The sequence below is a fragment of the Streptosporangium sp. NPDC050855 genome (genome assembly GCF_044456585.1).
GTDB classification, from domain to species: domain Bacteria; phylum Actinomycetota; class Actinomycetes; order Streptosporangiales; family Streptosporangiaceae; genus Streptosporangium; species Streptosporangium longisporum.
The window spans coordinates 78,593-96,113 of the sequence record NZ_JBITFY010000001.1 but is presented as its reverse complement, the minus strand read 5'-3'; the positions used below and the strand labels follow the sequence as shown (position 1 = coordinate 96,113).

Annotated in this window: 17 protein-coding genes; 9 read left to right on the top strand and 8 right to left on the bottom strand. The window is 69.4% G+C overall.

Going from position 1 to position 17,521, the window contains the following annotated elements:
* Positions 1-22: 22 nt before the first annotated feature.
* Positions 23-1,192: a non-hydrolyzing UDP-N-acetylglucosamine 2-epimerase gene (gene wecB / locus ACIBCT_RS00420; protein WP_399185225.1), complete on the top strand. Its 1,170-nt coding sequence runs from the start codon at positions 23-25 to the stop codon at positions 1,190-1,192.
* Positions 1,193-1,255: 63 nt separating this feature from the next.
* Positions 1,256-3,313, top strand: coding sequence for a glycosyltransferase (locus tag ACIBCT_RS00415; RefSeq protein WP_399185224.1), 2,058 nt, complete (start codon positions 1,256-1,258; stop codon positions 3,311-3,313).
* A gap of 102 nt (positions 3,314-3,415) precedes the next feature.
* On the opposite strand, the gene ACIBCT_RS00410 is transcribed toward ACIBCT_RS00415, so the two are convergent.
* The 3 genes from ACIBCT_RS00410 to ACIBCT_RS00400 form a co-directional block, all read right to left on the bottom strand.
* Positions 3,416-3,733, bottom strand: a complete 318-nt coding sequence (locus tag ACIBCT_RS00410; RefSeq protein WP_399185223.1) for a helix-turn-helix domain-containing protein — start codon at positions 3,731-3,733, stop codon at positions 3,416-3,418.
* A gap of 554 nt (positions 3,734-4,287) precedes the next feature.
* Positions 4,288-4,722 (bottom strand): DUF6941 family protein, encoded by a 435-nt coding sequence (locus ACIBCT_RS00405; RefSeq protein WP_399185222.1) that lies wholly within the window; start codon positions 4,720-4,722, stop codon positions 4,288-4,290.
* Between the two features lie 21 nt (positions 4,723-4,743).
* Positions 4,744-5,055 carry a type II toxin-antitoxin system HicB family antitoxin gene (locus tag ACIBCT_RS00400; RefSeq protein ID WP_399185221.1) on the bottom strand — a complete coding sequence of 104 codons (312 nt, stop codon included), beginning with the start codon at positions 5,053-5,055 and terminating at the stop codon, positions 4,744-4,746.
* A gap of 835 nt (positions 5,056-5,890) precedes the next feature.
* Here ACIBCT_RS00400 and ACIBCT_RS00395 point away from each other — a divergent pair.
* From ACIBCT_RS00395 to ACIBCT_RS00370, 6 genes are all read left to right on the top strand, one after another.
* Positions 5,891-6,670 carry a helix-turn-helix domain-containing protein gene (locus ACIBCT_RS00395; protein ID WP_399185220.1) on the top strand — a complete coding sequence of 260 codons (780 nt, stop codon included), beginning with the start codon at positions 5,891-5,893 and terminating at the stop codon, positions 6,668-6,670.
* 75 nt (positions 6,671-6,745) lie between these two features.
* Positions 6,746-6,982: a DUF397 domain-containing protein gene (locus tag ACIBCT_RS00390; RefSeq protein WP_399185219.1), complete on the top strand. Its 237-nt coding sequence runs from the start codon at positions 6,746-6,748 to the stop codon at positions 6,980-6,982.
* Positions 6,983-7,070: 88 nt separating this feature from the next.
* Positions 7,071-7,739, top strand: a complete 669-nt coding sequence (locus ACIBCT_RS00385) for an O-methyltransferase (protein WP_399185218.1) — start codon at positions 7,071-7,073, stop codon at positions 7,737-7,739.
* Between the two features lie 157 nt (positions 7,740-7,896).
* Positions 7,897-9,399 carry a hypothetical protein gene (locus ACIBCT_RS00380; protein WP_399185217.1) on the top strand — a complete coding sequence of 501 codons (1,503 nt, stop codon included), beginning with the start codon at positions 7,897-7,899 and terminating at the stop codon, positions 9,397-9,399.
* Positions 9,400-9,727: 328 nt separating this feature from the next.
* Entirely contained in the window at positions 9,728-10,414 is a 687-nt protein-coding gene (locus ACIBCT_RS00375) for an RNA polymerase sigma factor (protein ID WP_399185216.1), read from the top strand.
* Positions 10,411-11,103, top strand: coding sequence for a hypothetical protein (locus tag ACIBCT_RS00370; RefSeq protein WP_399185215.1), 693 nt, complete (start codon positions 10,411-10,413; stop codon positions 11,101-11,103). Before ACIBCT_RS00375 ends, ACIBCT_RS00370 begins: the two co-directional genes overlap by 4 nt.
* A 234-nt stretch (positions 11,104-11,337) precedes the next feature.
* On the opposite strand, the gene ACIBCT_RS00365 is transcribed toward ACIBCT_RS00370, so the two are convergent.
* Entirely contained in the window at positions 11,338-11,613 is a 276-nt protein-coding gene (locus ACIBCT_RS00365; RefSeq protein WP_399185214.1) for a GlsB/YeaQ/YmgE family stress response membrane protein, read from the bottom strand.
* A 442-nt stretch (positions 11,614-12,055) separates the two neighbouring features.
* Between ACIBCT_RS00365 and ACIBCT_RS00360 the strand changes: the two genes are divergently transcribed.
* A complete protein-coding gene (locus ACIBCT_RS00360) occupies positions 12,056-14,020 on the top strand; it encodes an NAD(P)-binding protein (RefSeq protein WP_399185213.1) in 1,965 nt (654 codons plus the stop codon).
* Positions 14,021-14,258: 238 nt separating this feature from the next.
* Here ACIBCT_RS00360 and ACIBCT_RS00355 read toward each other — a convergent pair whose 3' ends face one another.
* From ACIBCT_RS00355 to ACIBCT_RS00340, 4 genes are all read right to left on the bottom strand, one after another.
* The gene (locus tag ACIBCT_RS00355; protein WP_399185212.1) at positions 14,259-15,341 is read right to left on the bottom strand and encodes a hypothetical protein; all 1,083 of its coding nucleotides are present in this window, start codon (positions 15,339-15,341) and stop codon (positions 14,259-14,261) included.
* Positions 15,338-15,949, bottom strand: a complete 612-nt coding sequence (locus ACIBCT_RS00350) for a SigE family RNA polymerase sigma factor (protein ID WP_399185211.1) — start codon at positions 15,947-15,949, stop codon at positions 15,338-15,340. Before ACIBCT_RS00350 ends, ACIBCT_RS00355 begins: the two co-directional genes overlap by 4 nt.
* 160 nt (positions 15,950-16,109) lie before the next feature.
* A complete protein-coding gene (locus ACIBCT_RS00345; RefSeq protein WP_399185210.1) occupies positions 16,110-16,379 on the bottom strand; it encodes a hypothetical protein in 270 nt (89 codons plus the stop codon).
* 48 nt (positions 16,380-16,427) lie between these two features.
* Positions 16,428-17,456 (bottom strand): acyltransferase family protein, encoded by a 1,029-nt coding sequence (locus tag ACIBCT_RS00340; RefSeq protein ID WP_399185209.1) that lies wholly within the window; start codon positions 17,454-17,456, stop codon positions 16,428-16,430.
* Positions 17,457-17,521 lie beyond the last annotated feature (65 nt).

Sequence of the window (17,521 nt, the reverse complement as noted above, 5' to 3'; positions counted from 1 at the left end):
TGCCGCATGAAAGGCGAGGTCAATGAGGGACTTTGCCCATCCGGGTGCTGCTCAGGGCCCCGGCGATCCCCTCGTCCTGCACGTGCTCGGCGCACGCCCCAACTTCGTGAAGGCCGCACCGGTGGTGCGCGCGCTCGCCGAGGCGGGCGTGCGGCAGGGCATCGTGCACACCGGTCAGCACTACGACGCGCTGATGTCGGACGTCTTCTTCGCCGACCTCGGTCTCCCCGAGCCGATCGCCAACCTGGCCGTCGGTTCCGGCTCGCACGCCCGCCAGACGGCGGCCCTGCTGGTCGGGCTGGAGGACGTGATGACCGAGCAGCGGCCGGCGCTGGTCGTCGTCTACGGCGACGTGAACTCGACGCTGGCCGCGATCCTCGTCTGCGCCAAGCTGCACGTGCCGACCGCGCACGTGGAGGCGGGGCTGCGTTCCTTCGACCGGGAGATGCCCGAGGAGGTCAACCGGATCGTCACCGACGCCCTGTCGGACATCCTCTTCGCCACCTCGCCGGACGCGCTCTCCCACCTGGCCGCCGAGGGCGTCGACCCCGCCAGGGTGCACCTCGTCGGCAACCCGATGATCGACAGCCTCTTCTCCGCGCTGGACCGCCTCGACCCCGCGCCGGTCCGCGCCCGGCTCGGCCTTCCCGAGCGGTACGGGGTCGCCACCCTGCACCGTCCCGGCAACGTCGACGACCCCGCCTCCGCCAAGGAGCTGGTCGACGCCGTGCTGGAGGTGAGCGCGCGCCTGCCTCTCGTGGTGCCGCTGCACCCGCGCGGGCGTACCCGTCTGGCCGAGGCCGGGCTGGTGGACTCCGAGAACCTGCGCATCGTCGACCCGCTCGGCTACGTGGACTTCCTGTCGCTGGTACGGGGCGCGACACTGGTCGTCACCGACTCCGGTGGCGTGCAGGAGGAGACGACCATGCTGGGCGTCCCCTGCCTGACCGTGCGTCCCAACACCGAGCGGCCGATCACCATCACGCACGGCACCAACCGGCTGGTCACCCCCGCACAGCTGCCCGCCGCCGCCGACCGGGCACTGGCCGACGGGGCCGTGACCCCCTCGGGCGAGCTGCCCCCGCTCTGGGACGGCAAGGCCGGTCCCCGCATCGCCCGGGTGATCGAGACCTGGCTGCGCGGCGGCAACCTCTCACCGGCCGGGCAATCCGTATCGCCCAAATCCCTCTAAAGCGTCTATTCGGGTACGGCCGAAGCCGTACCCTGGCACGACCCCGGACAAAGGCGATCCCCCATGAGCGAAGAGACCCCCGAAGAGCCGAAGTTCCAGCGTCTCGGGCCGATCAACTGGCTGCCCGAGGAGCGCAAGACCGTCGAACGCTTCGAGGAGCGTGTCCGGGACCTGGAGCGGCGCCTGGCCATCGCCGAGGCCAAGGCCGAGTACGCCCAGTGGAAGCTGGAGTCGACCAAGGTGCAGCGCCCCTACCGGGTGGCCGAGGCGCTCACCGCGGCCAAGGGGTCGGGGGTCACCGCGCTGCCCGGCAGGCTGCGCTCGGCCATGCAGGCGCAGCGCGGGCCGAAGCCGCCCCGTCCGGTGACCGAGGTGATCGAGGAGCTCGATCAGCGGGGACCGTCGGTGGACGTGCCGGAGGTCAAGTGGCCGGCCGGGCCGATCGTCCGGCCTGATCTCAAGGTCGCGGTCATCCTGGACGACTTCTCCCGGATGGCGTTCCGCTACGAGTGGGACCAGATCGAGTTCGGGCTCCGCGACTGGCCGGAGATCTTCGCCGAGCGGCGCCCGGAGCTTCTGTTCGTGGAGTCGGCCTGGTACGGCAACCAGGGCCGCTGGCGCTACCAGATGACCGGGACGAACGCTCCCAAGGCGGAGCTGCGCGCCCTGCTCGACTGGTGCCGCGCCGAGGGGATCCCCACGGTCTTCTGGAACAAGGAGGACCCGCCGAACTTCGACTTCTTCATCGACACGGCCAAGCTGTTCGACCACGTCTTCACCTGCGACGGCGACATGGTCCCCCGCTACCGCGAGGTGCTGGGACACGACCGGGTGGACGTGCTGCAGTTCGCCGCGCAGCCCCGGGTGCACAACCCGATCCAGGACAAGCGGGGGCGCCTGCACGACGTGGTCTTCGCGGGCATGTACTTCCGGGACAAGCACCCCGAGCGCCGCGAGCAGATGGAGACCGTGCTCGCCCCGATCCGCGAGCTCGGCCTGCACATCTTCGCCCGCAACGGGACCGTGGACGAGAAGTACGCCTGGCCCAAGGAGTACGTCCCGCACATCGTGGGTGAGCTCCCGTACGACCGGATGCTGGCCGCGTACAAGATGTACAAGGTCTTCCTGAACGTGAACTCGGTGCTCGACTCGCCGACCATGTGCGCCCGCCGGATCTTCGAGCTGTCGGCCTGCTCGACGTCGATCGTCTCGGGCTGGTCCCGCGCCATCGAGGAGACGTTCGGGTCGCTGATCCCGATCGCCCGTGACGAGCTGGAGTCCTACAACCAGGTCCTGCACCTGATCAACAGCCCCGAGCTCCGGGCCCGCCAGGGGCACCTGGCCATGCGCGAGGTCTTCGACAAGCACCTGTTCTCGCACCGGGTGGACCAGATCCTGACGATCCTGGGCAGGCCCGTGCAGCAGCGGACCCGGTCGATCTCGGTGGTGCTGCCCACCAACCGTGCCTCCCAGATCGAGCACGCGATCTCCTCGGTGGCCCGGCAGGTCCACCGGCCCGTCCAGCTCGTCATGGTGCTGCACGGCCTGGACATCGATCCCGTGGTGGTGGCCGACAAGGCGCGGATGGCCGGGATCACCGACGTGGTGGTGCTGCCCGCCGACCGGTCGCTGTCGCTGGGCGCCTGCCTGAACATGGGCATCGCCGCGGCCGAGGGCGACCTGATCGCCAAGATGGACGACGACAACCTCTACGGCGAGCACTACCTGTCGGACCTGGCCCGCGCCTTCGACTACTCCGACGCCGAACTGGTCGGCAAGGGCGCGCACTACGCCTACTTCGAGGGCAGCAACGCCACCATGCTCCGCCTGCCGGGGCTGGAGCACCGCTACGCCTTCCTGGTGCAGGGCGGTACCTTCCTCGGCAAGGCGGACATGTTCCGGCACTACGGGTTCGAGGACGTCACCCGGGGCGAGGACACCCGGCTGGTGCGCCGTCTCAAGGAGGACCGGGTCAAGATCTACTCCGCCGACCGGTTCAACTTCGTCTACTGGCGCAGCGGCGACGCGGGCATGCACACCTGGCAGGCCGACGACATCAAGCTCACCCGCAACGCCCAGTTCTCCTTCGCGGGGCGTCCCGACGACCACGTGATGATCTGACCTCGCTCCGGGGTGTGTCCCCGCTCCCGCGGCCGAATGCTCCGGACGGCCAGGACACGCATCCAGCGAAGTGGTGTGTGAGCCGACCTTGTGCAGGGATCGTCAGGCGATGGCAGCGATGTCACCGTCGTCGAAGTAGATCGACTGGTGGAGCCGACCACCGAGGGCAGCGGCATAGCGAGCCAGGATGTCCTGTCCGGAGATCTTGCCCTGCTCGATCTGAGAGACGCGTCCCTTGGTGACTCCCATGCGATCGGCTACCTGTTGCTGGGTCAGACCGCGCCCGCGGCGGATCTCCGCCAGCCGGTGTCCTTGGACCTCGGCCAGAAGTTCCCGCTTGCCGGCCTGAACGGCTTCCTCGCCACCGGCCCGCTGGACATGTTCAGACCGGATGTCCTTCCAGCGCACGTATCCGCTCATCTGCCATCCTCCTGTTGGGCGCGTTCTTTCAAATAGCCACAGGTATACCTCGGCGTCCGGAAAGACTGGCATCTATCCGCCGACGCCTACGTTGAGGGCAGCAGCGCCTTGAGGTGTGTTCGCGCTCCGGTGGGCGGGTGCTCCGGGCGGCCGTCGTCGGTGGCGGTCCGGTGGGTTCAGGCCTCCGGCCTGGCGGGCGCGCCGGTCACGGATTCTTACAAGCCGCCCGGAGCACCCGCCCACCTCCGCGCACGCCTTCCCTCGCCGTACACCTGCGGGCCGTAGTAGCTCTCTGACGGACCGCCCATCGGGCTCTGTGACGCTGAAGCGATCCGTACGGTCGCCCAGGGCCCGTCGCCGTAGCTGACGCGTCCGTGCGGGAAGGAGCGCAGGATGCTCGCCGTGACCGTCGCGTCTCGTCGTACCCGACATCGCTTGGCCTGGCCTGCTCGGCCTGGCTCGGGGGTTTCTTGGAAGACGGTTCCGCCCTCAGGTGGGAGCGGAGCCGCACAACAAAGAGGCCCCGTCTCCGACGGGGCCCCGCAACGCCCCAGTCAGATGTCAGTACTCGAGGGCGTTGTCCCGCACACACGAAACGACCAGCGCCAATCGTCCGTGACCTGGCCGTCGATTTCAACCTGCCACGTGTACAAACCTGGCTTGAGCTGCAGTTGCGCGTTGAACGCTACGGGCATATGCAGATCGTCTCCAGGCTCGCCATGCGCTGGGCGTCCGACCTCGAACTCGCCTGACACCTCGATGGGGGTGTCCGCACCGGACTCCCCCCGCATCACAGGCTCTCCGCCCGCATCCACGAGTCGAATCGTGAACTTGATCCGCCTACCGCTGTCGTCCCATGGCACATGGAAGATCACTCCGACGCCGCAGGCGAGCCGCCCTATGCTGGCAAAGTCCCAGCTGGCACCTGAGATGAACAACTTGCCGTCGGCGACCTGCGCATGATCTGCAAGTAGCAGCGTGACCTTCATGCCGTCCAAGGGTAGACCTGCTCAGCAGGCCAGGAGGGGTGGATGGGTTACGACGATGTCGTTGGCTCGCCGACCACCCACCGAGACGGTGAGGGCATCGGCGATCCCTGCGGCTGACTCCATGAGGAAATGCACCACTACCGGCCGTGCCTGGTCGTAGCGCTCGTCAAGATCTATGGCCTCGTCAAGATAGAAGGCGACGCCTTCCCTGGTGAGTTCCCTTACCTCGTCGAGGGTGTCACCGACCGCTGCGAACGTTTGAAGATCGGGTTCGGTCGATTCCGCCCACCAGACGTCGTCCTCGTGGTGGTAGACGACGGTCACTTTGCGCATCAGATCACCTACCCCAGGAGGTCCAAGGCCTCTGCCTCGGACAAGCCGACCTCGACTACAAGGTACTTGCGAATGATGCCCGGCGGAACAGTGGCCCCGTCATGGAATGAGAAAAGTAGAGGAGGAAGACCGATTGCCTTGAGGGTCCGATGGGACCCGTTTTGGCGGGCGACTTCGTAACCCAAAGGTTCCCGCATCAGGACGGCAAGGAACCTGCTTGCCTTCATCGAGGGGAACTTCGCCATGGCAGTCGATGATTCCACACGTTGGACCGATCTCGCCCCGTTCTCAAGCACTGTTCATCACTGAATTAATGAGCAGGATCTCGCACGTAGCCCTTCTTGACGAAGGACGAGAGGATCACGCCGGCGAGGGGGGCGGGGTCTTCGACGATGGACGGCGGACTTGTTCAGAGCGGTTCTGCTGAACCCGGGCGAGGATCTCCTCGTCGATCTCGACGGGGTCACTACGTCGCGACCCAATCAACAATGATCGTCGGGAGCATGCCGGTCAGGATTGCGCTGGGCCTACCTCACGAGTTTCGGGCCGGTCGAAATTCCATACTCACGAACCTGAATGTGAAAGCGGCTTGGCCTCTCTGCGAGAACAGCACTTTTTATCTAAAAGATACGGAAGGTTCACAAAGCCGCCTTTCGGCTGCTCAGCGCGGTTCCGGAAACTCCGATGTTCACCGTGTGTGATCGCCCGTATGCTCAGAGCATGCAACCCGTGCATCCTCATATGCACCCCAAATGCATATGCATTACAGCGGCAAACGAGGAGAGCTCAGCGCGAAGGTCAGCCAGATCATCACCAAGATGACGAAGGCGGGCACATGACCGACGTGCAGAGTCCGACCGTTCGTCGACGCCAACTCGGGATGGAACTACGTCGGCTACGAGAGCGCGCGAACGTGTCCGCCATCGAGGCGGGCGAGCGCATCGGTCGATCCGACTCGACGATCAGTCGCTTCGAGACCGGCAGGGTGACCATCCGCCAGAAGGTCCTCGTGCAACTTCTCGATCTGTACAACGCGACCGGCGACGAGGCTCAAGCCGTGCTCGATCTCGCACGTGAGGCCGGTAAACGTGGATGGTGGCATGCTCACGGGGACGCGGTACCGCCCTGGTTCGAGATCTTCATCGGGCTCGAAGCCGAAGCCGCGTCGATACAGACTTATCAACCCCAATTGGTTCCCGGCATTCTTCAGACCGAGGCGTATGCCCGTGCCGTCATCGAAGCCGACAGGCCCGGCACTCCCCCTCAGGAGATCGACAGGCTCGTCGACCTACGCATGGCACGGCAGAAACTTCTTACTCGGTCGAACCCGCCGGAGCTGTGGGCGGTGATGAGCGAAGCGGTCCTGCGACACGTCGTCGGCAGCTCCGCGATCATGCGGGAGCAACTGCTCAGGCTCTACGACGCGCGACACCTCGCAGGCGTCACTCTCCAGATACTGCCTTTCGCCGGAGGCGCCCATCCCGGGATGCTCGGCCCTTTCCACCTCCTGGAGTTCCCCCGACCATCTGATACTCATGTCGCTTATGTCGAGTATCTGATGGGCTCCATGTATTTGGAAAAGCCAGAGGAAGTGCGCAGGTATAGACTTTTTTGACCATATTCGCGCGGCTGCCCTACCGCCCGGCAAGTCCGCTGCGCTGATGAGTTCGGTCATAGAGGAGATGACTTCATGACCGCAGAAGAGCGTGAGCCGCGAGCTCTCGCCGACCTGTCTCAGGCATCCTGGCGCAAGAGCAGCCTCAGCGGCAACGGTGGAGCCGATTGCGTCGAGGTCGCCTCCGTCCCTGGTCTGGTGGCCGTCCGAGACTCCAAGGATTCCGGTGGCGCCGTGCTCGTCTTCTCGTCGGGTGGCTGGACCGCCTTCCTCGGTCGTCTCAAGGCCGGAGATTTCGGCACACGCCCCTGACCGGGGAGCCGGTCCGAAGCCGCCGTCGGGCGTGGAGGGGAGCCGAATGCCCCCGTTCCATGAGGGCCGGTCGTTCTAGCCTGGGTGGATGTCGATCGGCGGTACGGCGGCGTACGACGGGCTGGCGGGAGTGCCGCCGCTGGTGAGGCGGGCGGTCGAGGTCGCGCGGGAGGCGGGATTCGGGCCGTCCTGTCGTCCCGAGCAGGGGCGGCTGCTGCACGCGCCGGCGGCCGGTGCCGAGGTGATCGGGGAGACCGGGACCGGGTGCGGGGTGGGGCTGGCCTGGCTGGTCTCGGGTGCCCGGCCGGGGACGCGGGTGGTGAGTGTCGAGCGGGACGCGCGGTGGGCGGCGACGGCTGCCCGGATCTTCCACGATCACCCGCGGGTGGTGGTTCTTCACGGTGACTGGCGGGAGATCCACCGGGACGGGCCGTACGACCTGCTCGTGCTCGACGGTGGCGGGCAGGGCAAGGGGGGTGAGCCCCCGGCCGATCCGCACCTGCTGCTCAGGCCGGGAGGGACGCTGGTCGTCGACGACCTGACCCCGGCCCGGCACTGGCCACCGCGGTTCGGCGACGTCGTCGACCGGGCCCGGATGCACTGGCTCGACCACTCCGGGCTGGACGCGGCCGAGCTCAGACTCGCACCCGACCTGGCCACGCTCGTGGCCACCCGTCGTTTCCCCGACGCGTCCGGCGACGGCCCGATCCCGGAGCGGGGGGTCCGCGGGGGTGATCGCCATCCCCCTCGGGGCTGATGTTTCCCGCGTCGTGTTCGCCTAGATTTCCCCCGACGTGATCGTTGGCAGGCGGGCGACGGGCCACGCGGACGGGAACGAGGCGCGGCCGGGGTGGGTTCGCCGGTCCTTGTCCGCGAGGTCGTCGCCCGGATTTCCCCTCGGGAGTGACGTGGCCATGAGCAACCCGGAGTACGCGGCCGACCTCGCCTGGCAGGAGGTGCTGGAGGAGGCGTTGCGGGCCGCCCGGACCGTCGCCGACGACTGGCTCAGGGCGTGCCGCCTGACGGCACTGGTACAGCACGTGGAGGGCACGGCCCGCGGGGAGCTGATGGAGGAGATCCTGCGGACCGTCCGGGCCATCGCCGACGAGGTGAACCGGTCGTTCGCGCTGAGGATGGCGGCCGGGTGGCTGGACACCGCCGGGCTGGAGGAGTCCCTGCGGATCGTCGAGACCCTCACCGACGAGGGGCTCCGGTTGTCCCTGCTGGCCGACATGACCGAGCACCTCACCGGGTCCGCCCGGCGCGAGGCCGTGGAGCGGGTGCTGCGGGCGGCCCGGGACACGACCGACGAGGATCGGCGGGCGCGGTCGCTGGAGTCGGTGGCCGGCCGGCTCGACGATCCCTCCCGGCGGGAGGAGGCCGTACGGATCGCCGAGACCATCACCGACGGAGGCTCCCGGGCGCGGGTGCTGGCGATGATCGCCGAGCACACCGAGGGCGCCACCCGGCAGGAGCTCCTGGACAGTGCGCTGCGGGCCGCGCGGTGCCTCGACGACGCGGGGAGCAGGGTGTACGCGCTGGTCGCGGTGGTCGGAGGGTTGGAGGGGACCGTCCGGGACGAGGTGACGGAGGAAGCGCTGGGGGCCGCCCTGGCCGTCACGGACGACAAGGAGCGGGCCTACGCGCTGCTCTCGGTCGCCGAGAGGTCGGACGGGTCCGCCCGGCGCGAGACGATGGAGCGGGCGCTGGAGGCCGCGCTGGCCGTCGCCGACGACGAGGACCGGTCGTATGCGCTGTTCGTGGTGACCAGGAGGCTGGACGTCCCCGTCCGGGCGGACCTCGCCGGGCGGGTCGGCCCTGCCGTCACCGATCGGGTGAGCCGGGCCGAGGCGCTGGCGGCGCTGGTACGGAACACCGAGGGCGCCGTCCGGGAGGAGATCCTGGAGGAGGCCCTGAACACCACCCGGGTCATCGTCAACACGGCGGCCAGGGGGAAGGCGCTCGCCGCGGTCGCGGAGCACCTGGACGATCCCGCCCACCTGGACAGGGTCTGGTGGGTCGCCCTCACCGCCCTTCTCGACCAGAAGGGCCACGCCAAGGTGCTGACGATGCTGGCGTGGCGGAGCGAGAGCGGGAGCGAGCTCCGCCGGCGGGCGCTGGGGCAGGTCCTGGATTTCGTCGCGTCCCCCGACAACGAGTGGTACCAGCTCAATATGCTCACCGCGGCGGCCGAGTACCTGGAGGACGCGGACCACCTCGAGCGGGCGTTGGGGATCGCCGCGTCCATCACGCACCAGTGGGGCCGGGCGACGGCGCTGGTCGCGGTGGTGAAGCGGCTGCGGGATCCCGCCCGCCTGGAGGAGGCCCTGCGGGCCGCCCGGTCCGTCACCGAGGACAAGAGCCGGGCGATGGCGCTGACGGCGATCGTGGAGCGGCTCCGGGAACCGGAACGGTAGGGGAAAGGGCCGGACGGGTCCGGCCCTTCGAACCTCGGTCCCTCGCCCGCGGGCTGCTTGTGGTCTACTCACGACGTCGCGACTCCGGGACGACCCGTGGCCCTGCGGAGGGGCTGGAGAGGCCCCGGAGTTCGGCATCGGTGAACCCCGTCGATGGCATCGGTCACCGGGCCTGAATCGCCGGCTGCGGCGGATCTTCCGGAAAGGACCATGAGCGCTGACCCGGGTCGTGCGGTGCGGGGTCGAGCGAGGGTCGTGATGTTCGCGACCACCGTGATCATGGGAACCGGTGGATTCGGGCGGACAGTACATGTGTGTGGAAACGACTATGCGTGCCCGGGTGCGCGCCGGAGATCCGGACGCTTTCGCCCGGCTGTTCGACGACTACGCGCGCTCGGTCTACAACCATGCCTTCCGGCTGACCGGTGACTGGTCGACCGCCGAGGACGTGGTTTCCGTTACCTTCCTGGAGGCGTGGCGTCTGCGCGGCAGGGTCGACGTGGACGGCGGCTCGTTACGACCCTGGCTGCTCGGCGTCGCGACCAACGTCGCGCGCAACGTCAACCGTGCAGCCCGGCGACACGAGGGGGCGCTGGCCCGGCTGCCTCCGGGCGGGGCGGTCCCGGACATCGCCGAGGAGGTGGCGAGTCGCGTCGACGACGACGAGTTGCTGGCATCGGTCCGGGTGGCCCTGGACGCGCTGCGCCGCCCGGAGCGGGAAGTGATCGCGCTGTGCGTGTGGGCCGGTCTCGGGTACGCCGAGGCGGCCGAAGCCCTGGGAGTGCCGGTGGGCACGGTCCGATCCCGGCTCTCGCGGGCGAGGAGGCGGTTACGGAAGCTCGCCGTGAATGCGGTGGCAAGGCCGGGAGGCGGAGCGGGAGCACGGACGGAGACGGGGACGGAGATGGAGACGGGGACGGGGACGGGAGGGACATGGGAACCGGGAGCCCGGTCCAGACAGGTAAACGGTGACCGCGAGAACGCGGTCCGGTTCGTTCGGGAGAAGACCCTGTGAATACCGCCACGCCCCAGCCTGACCCCGGTCGGATCGAGGAGCTGGCCCGGCTGCTGCCGGTCCCGGTGGAGCGGGACCTTCCGGTGGACCGCCGCCGGCCGCTCAAGGAGTTCATGATGCAGGAGATCCAACGGGACACCCGGCCCGGGGAGCGGGTACGCCGTCACGCGCTACGGCGTCCGGCGTTCCTCGCCCCCGTCCTGGCCGCCGCCGTGGCGCTGGCGGTGGCCGTGCCGGTTCTCGTCTCCGGGGGAGCCCCGGCCTACGCCGTGGCGCGGAACCCCGACGGCACGATCTCGGTGCGGATCAACGAGATCAGGGATGCCAAGAAGCTGGAGGCCGATCTGAACGCCCTGGGCTTCAAGGCGGTCGTGGATTACGTGCCCCAGGGAAAGCAGTGCGAGGATCCGCGTGGTGACGACCTGCTGCCGTCCGAGAGGTCCTACGGACGCGCCGCCGACAACCCGCTGGTCATCATCGACAGGGGCGGGGTGTCGGAGAAGGGCTTCATCTTCAACCCCGCGGCCCTGGAGGAGGGACAGACGGCGGTGCTGGAGTTCAACATCGGCGATCCCACCGTGCACATATGGGCGCGGATCGCGAACGGGCCGGTGAGGCCGTGCGTCATGGCCGACACCACCGGGTACCCCGTCGGCCCCTCCGAGGTGCCCGGCACGCCGGCCGGGTAGGCCGGGGATGGCCCTCGGCATCGCCGTGAACCCCTGCGGCTCTCGCGGGTGACCCGGGGTTCCAGGTGGCGTACCGCGTCCGTGTCGTGGACGGGCCGTGATCGCGCGGAGGTACGGCATGCGACGACGCCCCCGCCCGGATGACTCCGGGCGGGGGCGTCGCGGTGCCGGGGGCGGTGGTCTCCGGATTCCCTCGGGATCTCCCCTGGGGAACCGGCCGCCCCCGGTCACGGATTAGCGGACGCTACCCCGCCTGCCGTACAGGCTCACCGCCAGGATGACGCCGATGGCCGCGAGAGCGATCTGGATGAGGATCTCGATCCAGTCGATTCCCGACGTACTGGAGACCCCGAGGGCCCTGGCGATCGCGGTGCCGATGAGGGCCGCGACGATACCGATCACGATGGTCAGCCAGATCGGGATGCCCTGCTTGCCGGGCACGACGAGCCGACCCAGGAAACCGATGATGGCACCGATGACGATGGCGGTGATGATGCCGGTGACTGTCATGTTCCACGCTCCCTGTCTGCTCAGCTGCCAGGCGTATGCCCTGGGAAAGAGGAACAACACATCACGGAGTGATCTCAATCGGTAGCGGCCGGTCACGGAAACGTCACGGGGTCGTCCATTCCGTCTTCACATCGGCGTGGCTCCGGGGGGTGATCGCCGACGTCAGGGCGCGATACGGCCGCTGGATACGGGTGCGAAGTGCCGGTATGCGAGGGGAGGCGGAGAGTGAGGGGCACCGGCCGCGCGGGCTCGGCCGCCGGAGGCGTGGCGCGGCCGGGAAGGGCGGGCGATGCAGACGACTTGCACCTTTTGTAGGAGTTTTACTGTGTAATTGTGCTTATGGGAGATATGTCGTAGAAGAGCATTGATCGGGTGGGTAAAGATTCTCGAAAAGTGCAGCGCGGCGACCGGCGTGACCCCTCCAGATCAGGAGGATCGCCTCATGACCGATCCTCACGAGATCAATCCGAGTAAGGCTCTGGAACTCGGCATGGACCGGCACATCCCCCGCCAGGACTTCTTCGACGGGGTCGTCGTCCCGGACGGGATCGCGGCGCTCCCCTCGCCCCGCTTCAGGAACGGGGACGTTCCCGCGCGCGTTCGCGGGCCGGAGGGCGCCGACGGCCGCCACCCGCTCTCCCCCGCGGACCCGTGCGACGAGACCGCGCGGCCACCGAGCCTGTCGCACGTCCTGCTCGACCCTCGGTTCCGGCCGTCCGCGGGCACGTCGGAGCCCACCGGCGAGCACTACGACCTGGTCGTGGTCGGAGCCGGGGTCAGCGGCGTCAGCGCGGCGTACCGGTGGCTGGATCGCGCTCCGGCCGCGCGGATCCTGATCCTGGACGACCACGACGACGTCGGCGGGCACGCCCTGCACGGCGGGCCCCGTCCGGGCGGCGGGAAGGGACCCGCGGGCGCGTACGGCGGGGTGCGGTCCGCCGAGAGGCCGCCTGCCTGGACCCCCGAGGGCAGGGAGCTTCTCGGCAGGCTGGACATCCGTTCCCGCAGGCCCGGCAGGCACGCCGCACCGGCCTCGTCCCCGGACGCGCCGATGCACGACGCCGTCTACTGCGACCGGGAGACGTTCCCCTCCGAGAGGCTGGTCGTGCTCGCCCCCGGTGAGCGGGCCGGGCGGTGGATCACCGAGCTCCCCGTCTCCGCGCAGGCCCGCAGGGACCTGCTGATGCTCTACCTCGACCCGCCCGACTGGTTTCCCGGGCTGTCCGCCGAGGAGAAGCAGCAACGGCTGGCCCGGCTGACCTACGCGGGTTTCCTCAGGGACGTCTGCGGGGTCCATCCGGACGTGCTGACGTTCGTCGCGACCATGCCGGGCGAGCGGTGGGGGTACGGGTCCGACGCCCTGGGCGCGATCGACGCCTGGGGGGACGCCGACGAGTACCGCTACCCCGGGTTCGCCGGGCTGGGGCTCGACAGGTCCGCACCGTCCCGGTACAACTCCCCCACCATGATCAAGGAATGGGGGACGGAGAGGTCGCGCTCCTGCCACTTCCCCGGCGGCAACCAGGCGATCATCCGGACGATGCTCGCACGGATGGTCCCGGGTTTCGCCACCGCCACCGGCGCGGAGGGCATCACCACCGCGACCTTCGACCACACCGCGCTCGACCGGCCGGGGAACCGGGTGCGCGTGCGCCTGTCCAGCCCGGTCGTCTCGGCGGCCAACGACGGCCCCGCCGGTACGGCCGCCTCGGCCACGGTCGGTTACGTCGACGGCCCGCGGGTGAGGACCGTCCGGGCCCAAAACGTGATCATGGCCTGCTGGAACTCCGTGATCCCCCATCTGGTCGGCGACCTGCCGCCCGCGCAACGGGCGGCGCTGCACCGGGCCGTGAAGGTGCCCCTGCTGCGCGCGACGGTCCGGCTCCGCCACCGGCGGCCCTGGAAGGAGCTCGGGATCGGGCACGCCCGTTTCACCGGGGCCTACTGGTGCGCGGCCGGGCTCGCCCCTCCGGGCCGGACCGGCGGCCACCGGGTCGCGGACGGGCCGGACGACCCGGTCACCGTGCACATGGCCGCGGCCCTGGTCACCCCCGGCGTGTCGCCCGCGCGGGGCTCGATCTCGGGGCGGTACGCCCTGATGGGGACGCCGTACCGGTACCTGGAGTACGGCATCCGCGACCAGCTCGCCCGGCTGCTCGGCCCCGCGGGGTTCGACCCGGCCCGCGACATCCAGGCGATCACCGTCGACCGGTGGGGCCAGGGCTACGCGCCCGAGTACGCCACCCCGTGGGACCTGGCCTTCTACCCCGACGGGCACCCGCCCGCGGCCACCGCCCGCCGGACGCACGGCCGGATCGCGATCGCCAACTCCGACTCCGTCCCCACCGCCCGCGCGGACGCGGCCATCACGGCCGCCTACCGCGCGGTCGCGGAGCTTCAGCGCTGAGGTGCGGGACAAGGTGCGGGACGGGGTCCGGTTTCTCCCGCCGGTCTTCTCCGGTCGGCCTTCTCGGAGGGAGTTTCGTTAGCTTTTGTTCCTGTTCATCGCGAACAGGCCAGGTTCCGGCTCGGTGAGGACGTCGCGGCCGGCCAGGCGTTTGAGCGTGGCGCGCACGCCCTCGACATGACGTGGCCGATCTCCGACCGACCTCGCCTTCCACGCTCGTGGCGCACGTGACGACACGCTAGGAGCCGTCACAGGTTTTCCCGACCTGCCAGGTGCACCCTTCGGGCAGCCGGGGTCCCTCGCCGGTCCAGCCGAGTTTTCTGACCACCATCGCATCGGCCATGTCGCCGATGTCCAGGCCGGTGGTCTCAGGCAGTGGCCCGGCCACCAGCGTCGTCGTCCCGAGCACGTCGCCGCTGGACCGATCGATCAACAGCCGCCGTTCCAGCGGATCGTGATCGACTCTGCGTACGATGGCCATGCCGCTTCGCCCTTCGGCATCCCTGGCCTCGTCCACGGTCCGCGCGCCCGGCGACGCGGCCATCATGCGCAGGACGGCCGCCCGCACCGCAGGAGGGGTGGGCGCGTACACGAGTAATCCCTCGCCCAACCCCCACAGCATGTCCTGCTCCGAGGGCCGCTCGACATAGGAACGGCCCGTAGTGGCAGGTTCCTGGCGCTGTACGTCCCGCAGCCGCAGCAACAACTCTGCTCTCAGCCGCTGCGGGTCCTGTGGTAGCGCGAGGAGTTGGGAACGGGTCATCAACACCCCCCCGGCGAGCTCGAAGCGCTCCGGGAAGTGGTGGGACGTCCGGCCACGCCGGCCCTGCACACCTTTGCAGCCCACCGCGAAACCACACAGTGCGGGCGCACCCGCCTCACGCCATTTCCGTTCGTCGGCGGTCGTGGAGGGCCGGGTGTAGAGCGGCGTCGTCTCCACGGCAGGGCCGCGGGGAGTCGCCCAGTAGACCCGGTGGACGCTGTCCTCGATGTTGTACCTCTGCCTGATCGGCCGACCCCACACCAGCGTCTCCAATTCGCTACGCCAGTATTCACGCGGTTGCTCGGCTCGCCGCGCCAACGCGTCCACGACAACGGTGAACCCCGCCGGAGCCGCCGAAGGGCGCAACAGCGAAGGGACGGTCGCGACCGCGCCGAGCACCACCGCGACGGCGGCGGCCGCCAACACCGGCAGCCCCCGGAAACCCCTGCGCGGCCGGACGGCGACAGGAGCGGCGACAGCTTTCAGGCTCTCCGGGGACACGAGTTCCGCACCGGCGGTGAAAGCGTCGCGGAGTCGGTCTTCAACGTTTCGGGTCATCGCTCCTCCTGCAGTTTCGCGGCGAGCACCTTCAGCGCCCGGGATGCCGTTGATTTGACCGTTCCGTGGCTGACCCCCATCACCTGGGCGATCTCCGCTTCTGACAGGTCGAGGTAGAACCGCAGCACCAACACCTCACGCTGGCGTCGCGGCAGAGCACGCACGGCCGAGAACACCTGCCGCCGGGTCTCCCCCAGCAGCGCCGCCGCCTCCGCCGACCAGAAGGGAACCTCGCGGTGACCGCGGAACCGCCCGATGATCACCCTGCGCCGCAGGATCATCCGGCACCCGTTGACCACGGCCGTGCGCAGGTAGGGCAGCACCTGCCCGCGGTCGGCCAATCGGCCCCACCTGCGATACACCGCGGCGAACGCGTCCTGAACCACGTCCTCGGCGCTCTCCTGATCGCCTACCAACAGGAACGCCAGGCGCACAAGCGCAAGGCGGTGGACGAGGAACAACTCGGTCACGACCGTGTCGGCCGAGGCCTCGCCGCCCGGGGAACCGGGTGGCGGATGGACAGTCTCGGATTTCATATCATCTACATGCACAAGCCCCCCAGGAGGTTGCGTCACGCCGGCGATCGAGTGGGTGCGCTCGGGCAGCATGACGGCGATCCGGTCGGCGAGCTTGGCCCACCGCTGCGGCAGGCGATCGAGGGCGGCCCCGTACTCCTCCCATGCCGAGACCGGCTTGTCGGGATCGAGCCGGCGGTGGATGGTGGTGCGCCCGCGCGTCCGCGCGCCCGGGCCGAGGCGACCCCCGCGATCACCAGTCCGGCCACGTCGACGGCGATGCCCCGCTTGCGGCCCGGCTCTTCTTGCCCGCGTCCGACCCGGTCGTGGTGGCCGGTGCGCCGACCGACGCGTGCACGGCCCGGGTGTCCGAGACCACCGCGGCGGGGTCCTCGCGCCGCCCGGCCTTCTCCCGGACCTGGCAGCGCAGCAGGTCATGGATGGTCTGGTCGGTGCCGTCGTCGGGCCAGGCGGCGAAGTAGGAGTACACCGCGGTGTGCGGCGGCAGGTCATGGGAAGGCACCGCCACTGGCAGCCGGTCCGGGCCTGACCGGCTTCTCGGACCGGCTTCTCAGGCGGGTCGTCTCAGGCGGGTGAACGCCCAGCCCATGTCGGGCTCGACCGCCCAGTGGGTGGCGCGCCGTACCGGTGCCGTGCACAGCAGGGCGGCGAGCCCGACCCCGAAGAGCGCCACGGCCGTCACCCCCGGCACGGTCTGGGCCCAGTCCCCGTAGAACCGCTCGGCGACCTTCACCACCAGGCCGTGCAGGAGATAGGCGTACATGGTGGCCGCTCCGAGGCCCGTGTACAGGGTGCGCCGGGCCGGGGTGACCGCCAGGAAGGCGGCGACGAGGAGCGCGCCCGCGGCCAGGATGCCGAGGCGGATCAGGCTGCCGGTGAGGTCGTCGACGCCGATCGCGTCGTTGGCGTGCCGCCAGCGGATCCACTCGGTCTTCACGTGGGTGTGCAGGACGAACGCCAGCGCCGCCCCGGCGGTGAGCGTGACCGCTCCGGCGACCCGCACCCACCGGCGCCGCAGCCACTCGAAGTGCTCGGGACGCAGCATGAGCCCGAGCACGTAGAACGGGAGCAGGCCGAGGGTGCGGTTCATCGACAGCTCGTCGGGGAGCCTGCTCATGCCCGACAGCAGCGACAGCCCGACCGCCACCACGAGCGGCCACCGGAGCTGCTGCCAGACCGGGGTCGACAGCCGCCACAGGAACAGCGACATCAGGAACCAGGTCAGGTAGTACGGGTCCAGAAGGCTGATGTCGAGCTTGCCGTACAGGACGAGGCGGGGCAGCGAGTACAGCAGCTCGAAGATCACGTACGGCACGGCGAGCGTGCTGATCAGCTTGCGCGCCTTGCCCGACGAGAAGGTGAAGTTCCGCGACAGGTAGCCGCTGAGCACGATGAACAGCGGCATGTGGAACGTGTAGACGTAGAAGTAGGCCGCGTGCGCGACCGGCACGTCCCGCAGGTCCTCGATCAGGTGGCCCGAGACGACGAGGGTGATCGCCAGGAACTTGGCGTTGTCGAAGAAGGGGTCCCTGCCCGCGGCGGGCGGGAGGACGATCCGCAGCGGGGTTGCGACGCTCACAACCCTCGGACCGTAGTCGCGGCCCCCCAACGCCCGGCGAACGGCCGGTGACCTCCGGGCGGCGG

Coding starts and splice junctions, on each gene's coding strand:
- ACIBCT_RS00415 (WP_399185224.1), top strand. CDS start 1,256: ATGAGCGAAGAGACCCCCGAAGAGCCGAAGTTCCAGCGTCTCGGGCCG.
- ACIBCT_RS00365 (WP_399185214.1), bottom strand. CDS start 11,613: ATGACAGTCACCGGCATCATCACCGCCATCGTCATCGGTGCCATCATC.
- ACIBCT_RS00395 (WP_399185220.1), top strand. CDS start 5,891: ATGACCGACGTGCAGAGTCCGACCGTTCGTCGACGCCAACTCGGGATG.
- ACIBCT_RS00355 (WP_399185212.1), bottom strand. CDS start 15,341: ATGACCCGAAACGTTGAAGACCGACTCCGCGACGCTTTCACCGCCGGT.
- ACIBCT_RS00410 (WP_399185223.1), bottom strand. CDS start 3,733: ATGAGCGGATACGTGCGCTGGAAGGACATCCGGTCTGAACATGTCCAG.
- ACIBCT_RS00400 (WP_399185221.1), bottom strand. CDS start 5,055: ATGCGCAAAGTGACCGTCGTCTACCACCACGAGGACGACGTCTGGTGG.
- ACIBCT_RS00350 (WP_399185211.1), bottom strand. CDS start 15,949: ATGCTGCCCGAGCGCACCCACTCGATCGCCGGCGTGACGCAACCTCCT.
- wecB (WP_399185225.1), top strand. CDS start 23: ATGAGGGACTTTGCCCATCCGGGTGCTGCTCAGGGCCCCGGCGATCCC.
- ACIBCT_RS00375 (WP_399185216.1), top strand. CDS start 9,728: ATGCGTGCCCGGGTGCGCGCCGGAGATCCGGACGCTTTCGCCCGGCTG.
- ACIBCT_RS00405 (WP_399185222.1), bottom strand. CDS start 4,722: ATGAAGGTCACGCTGCTACTTGCAGATCATGCGCAGGTCGCCGACGGC.
- ACIBCT_RS00385 (WP_399185218.1), top strand. CDS start 7,071: ATGTCGATCGGCGGTACGGCGGCGTACGACGGGCTGGCGGGAGTGCCG.
- ACIBCT_RS00380 (WP_399185217.1), top strand. CDS start 7,897: ATGAGCAACCCGGAGTACGCGGCCGACCTCGCCTGGCAGGAGGTGCTG.
- ACIBCT_RS00390 (WP_399185219.1), top strand. CDS start 6,746: ATGACCGCAGAAGAGCGTGAGCCGCGAGCTCTCGCCGACCTGTCTCAG.
- ACIBCT_RS00360 (WP_399185213.1), top strand. CDS start 12,056: ATGACCGATCCTCACGAGATCAATCCGAGTAAGGCTCTGGAACTCGGC.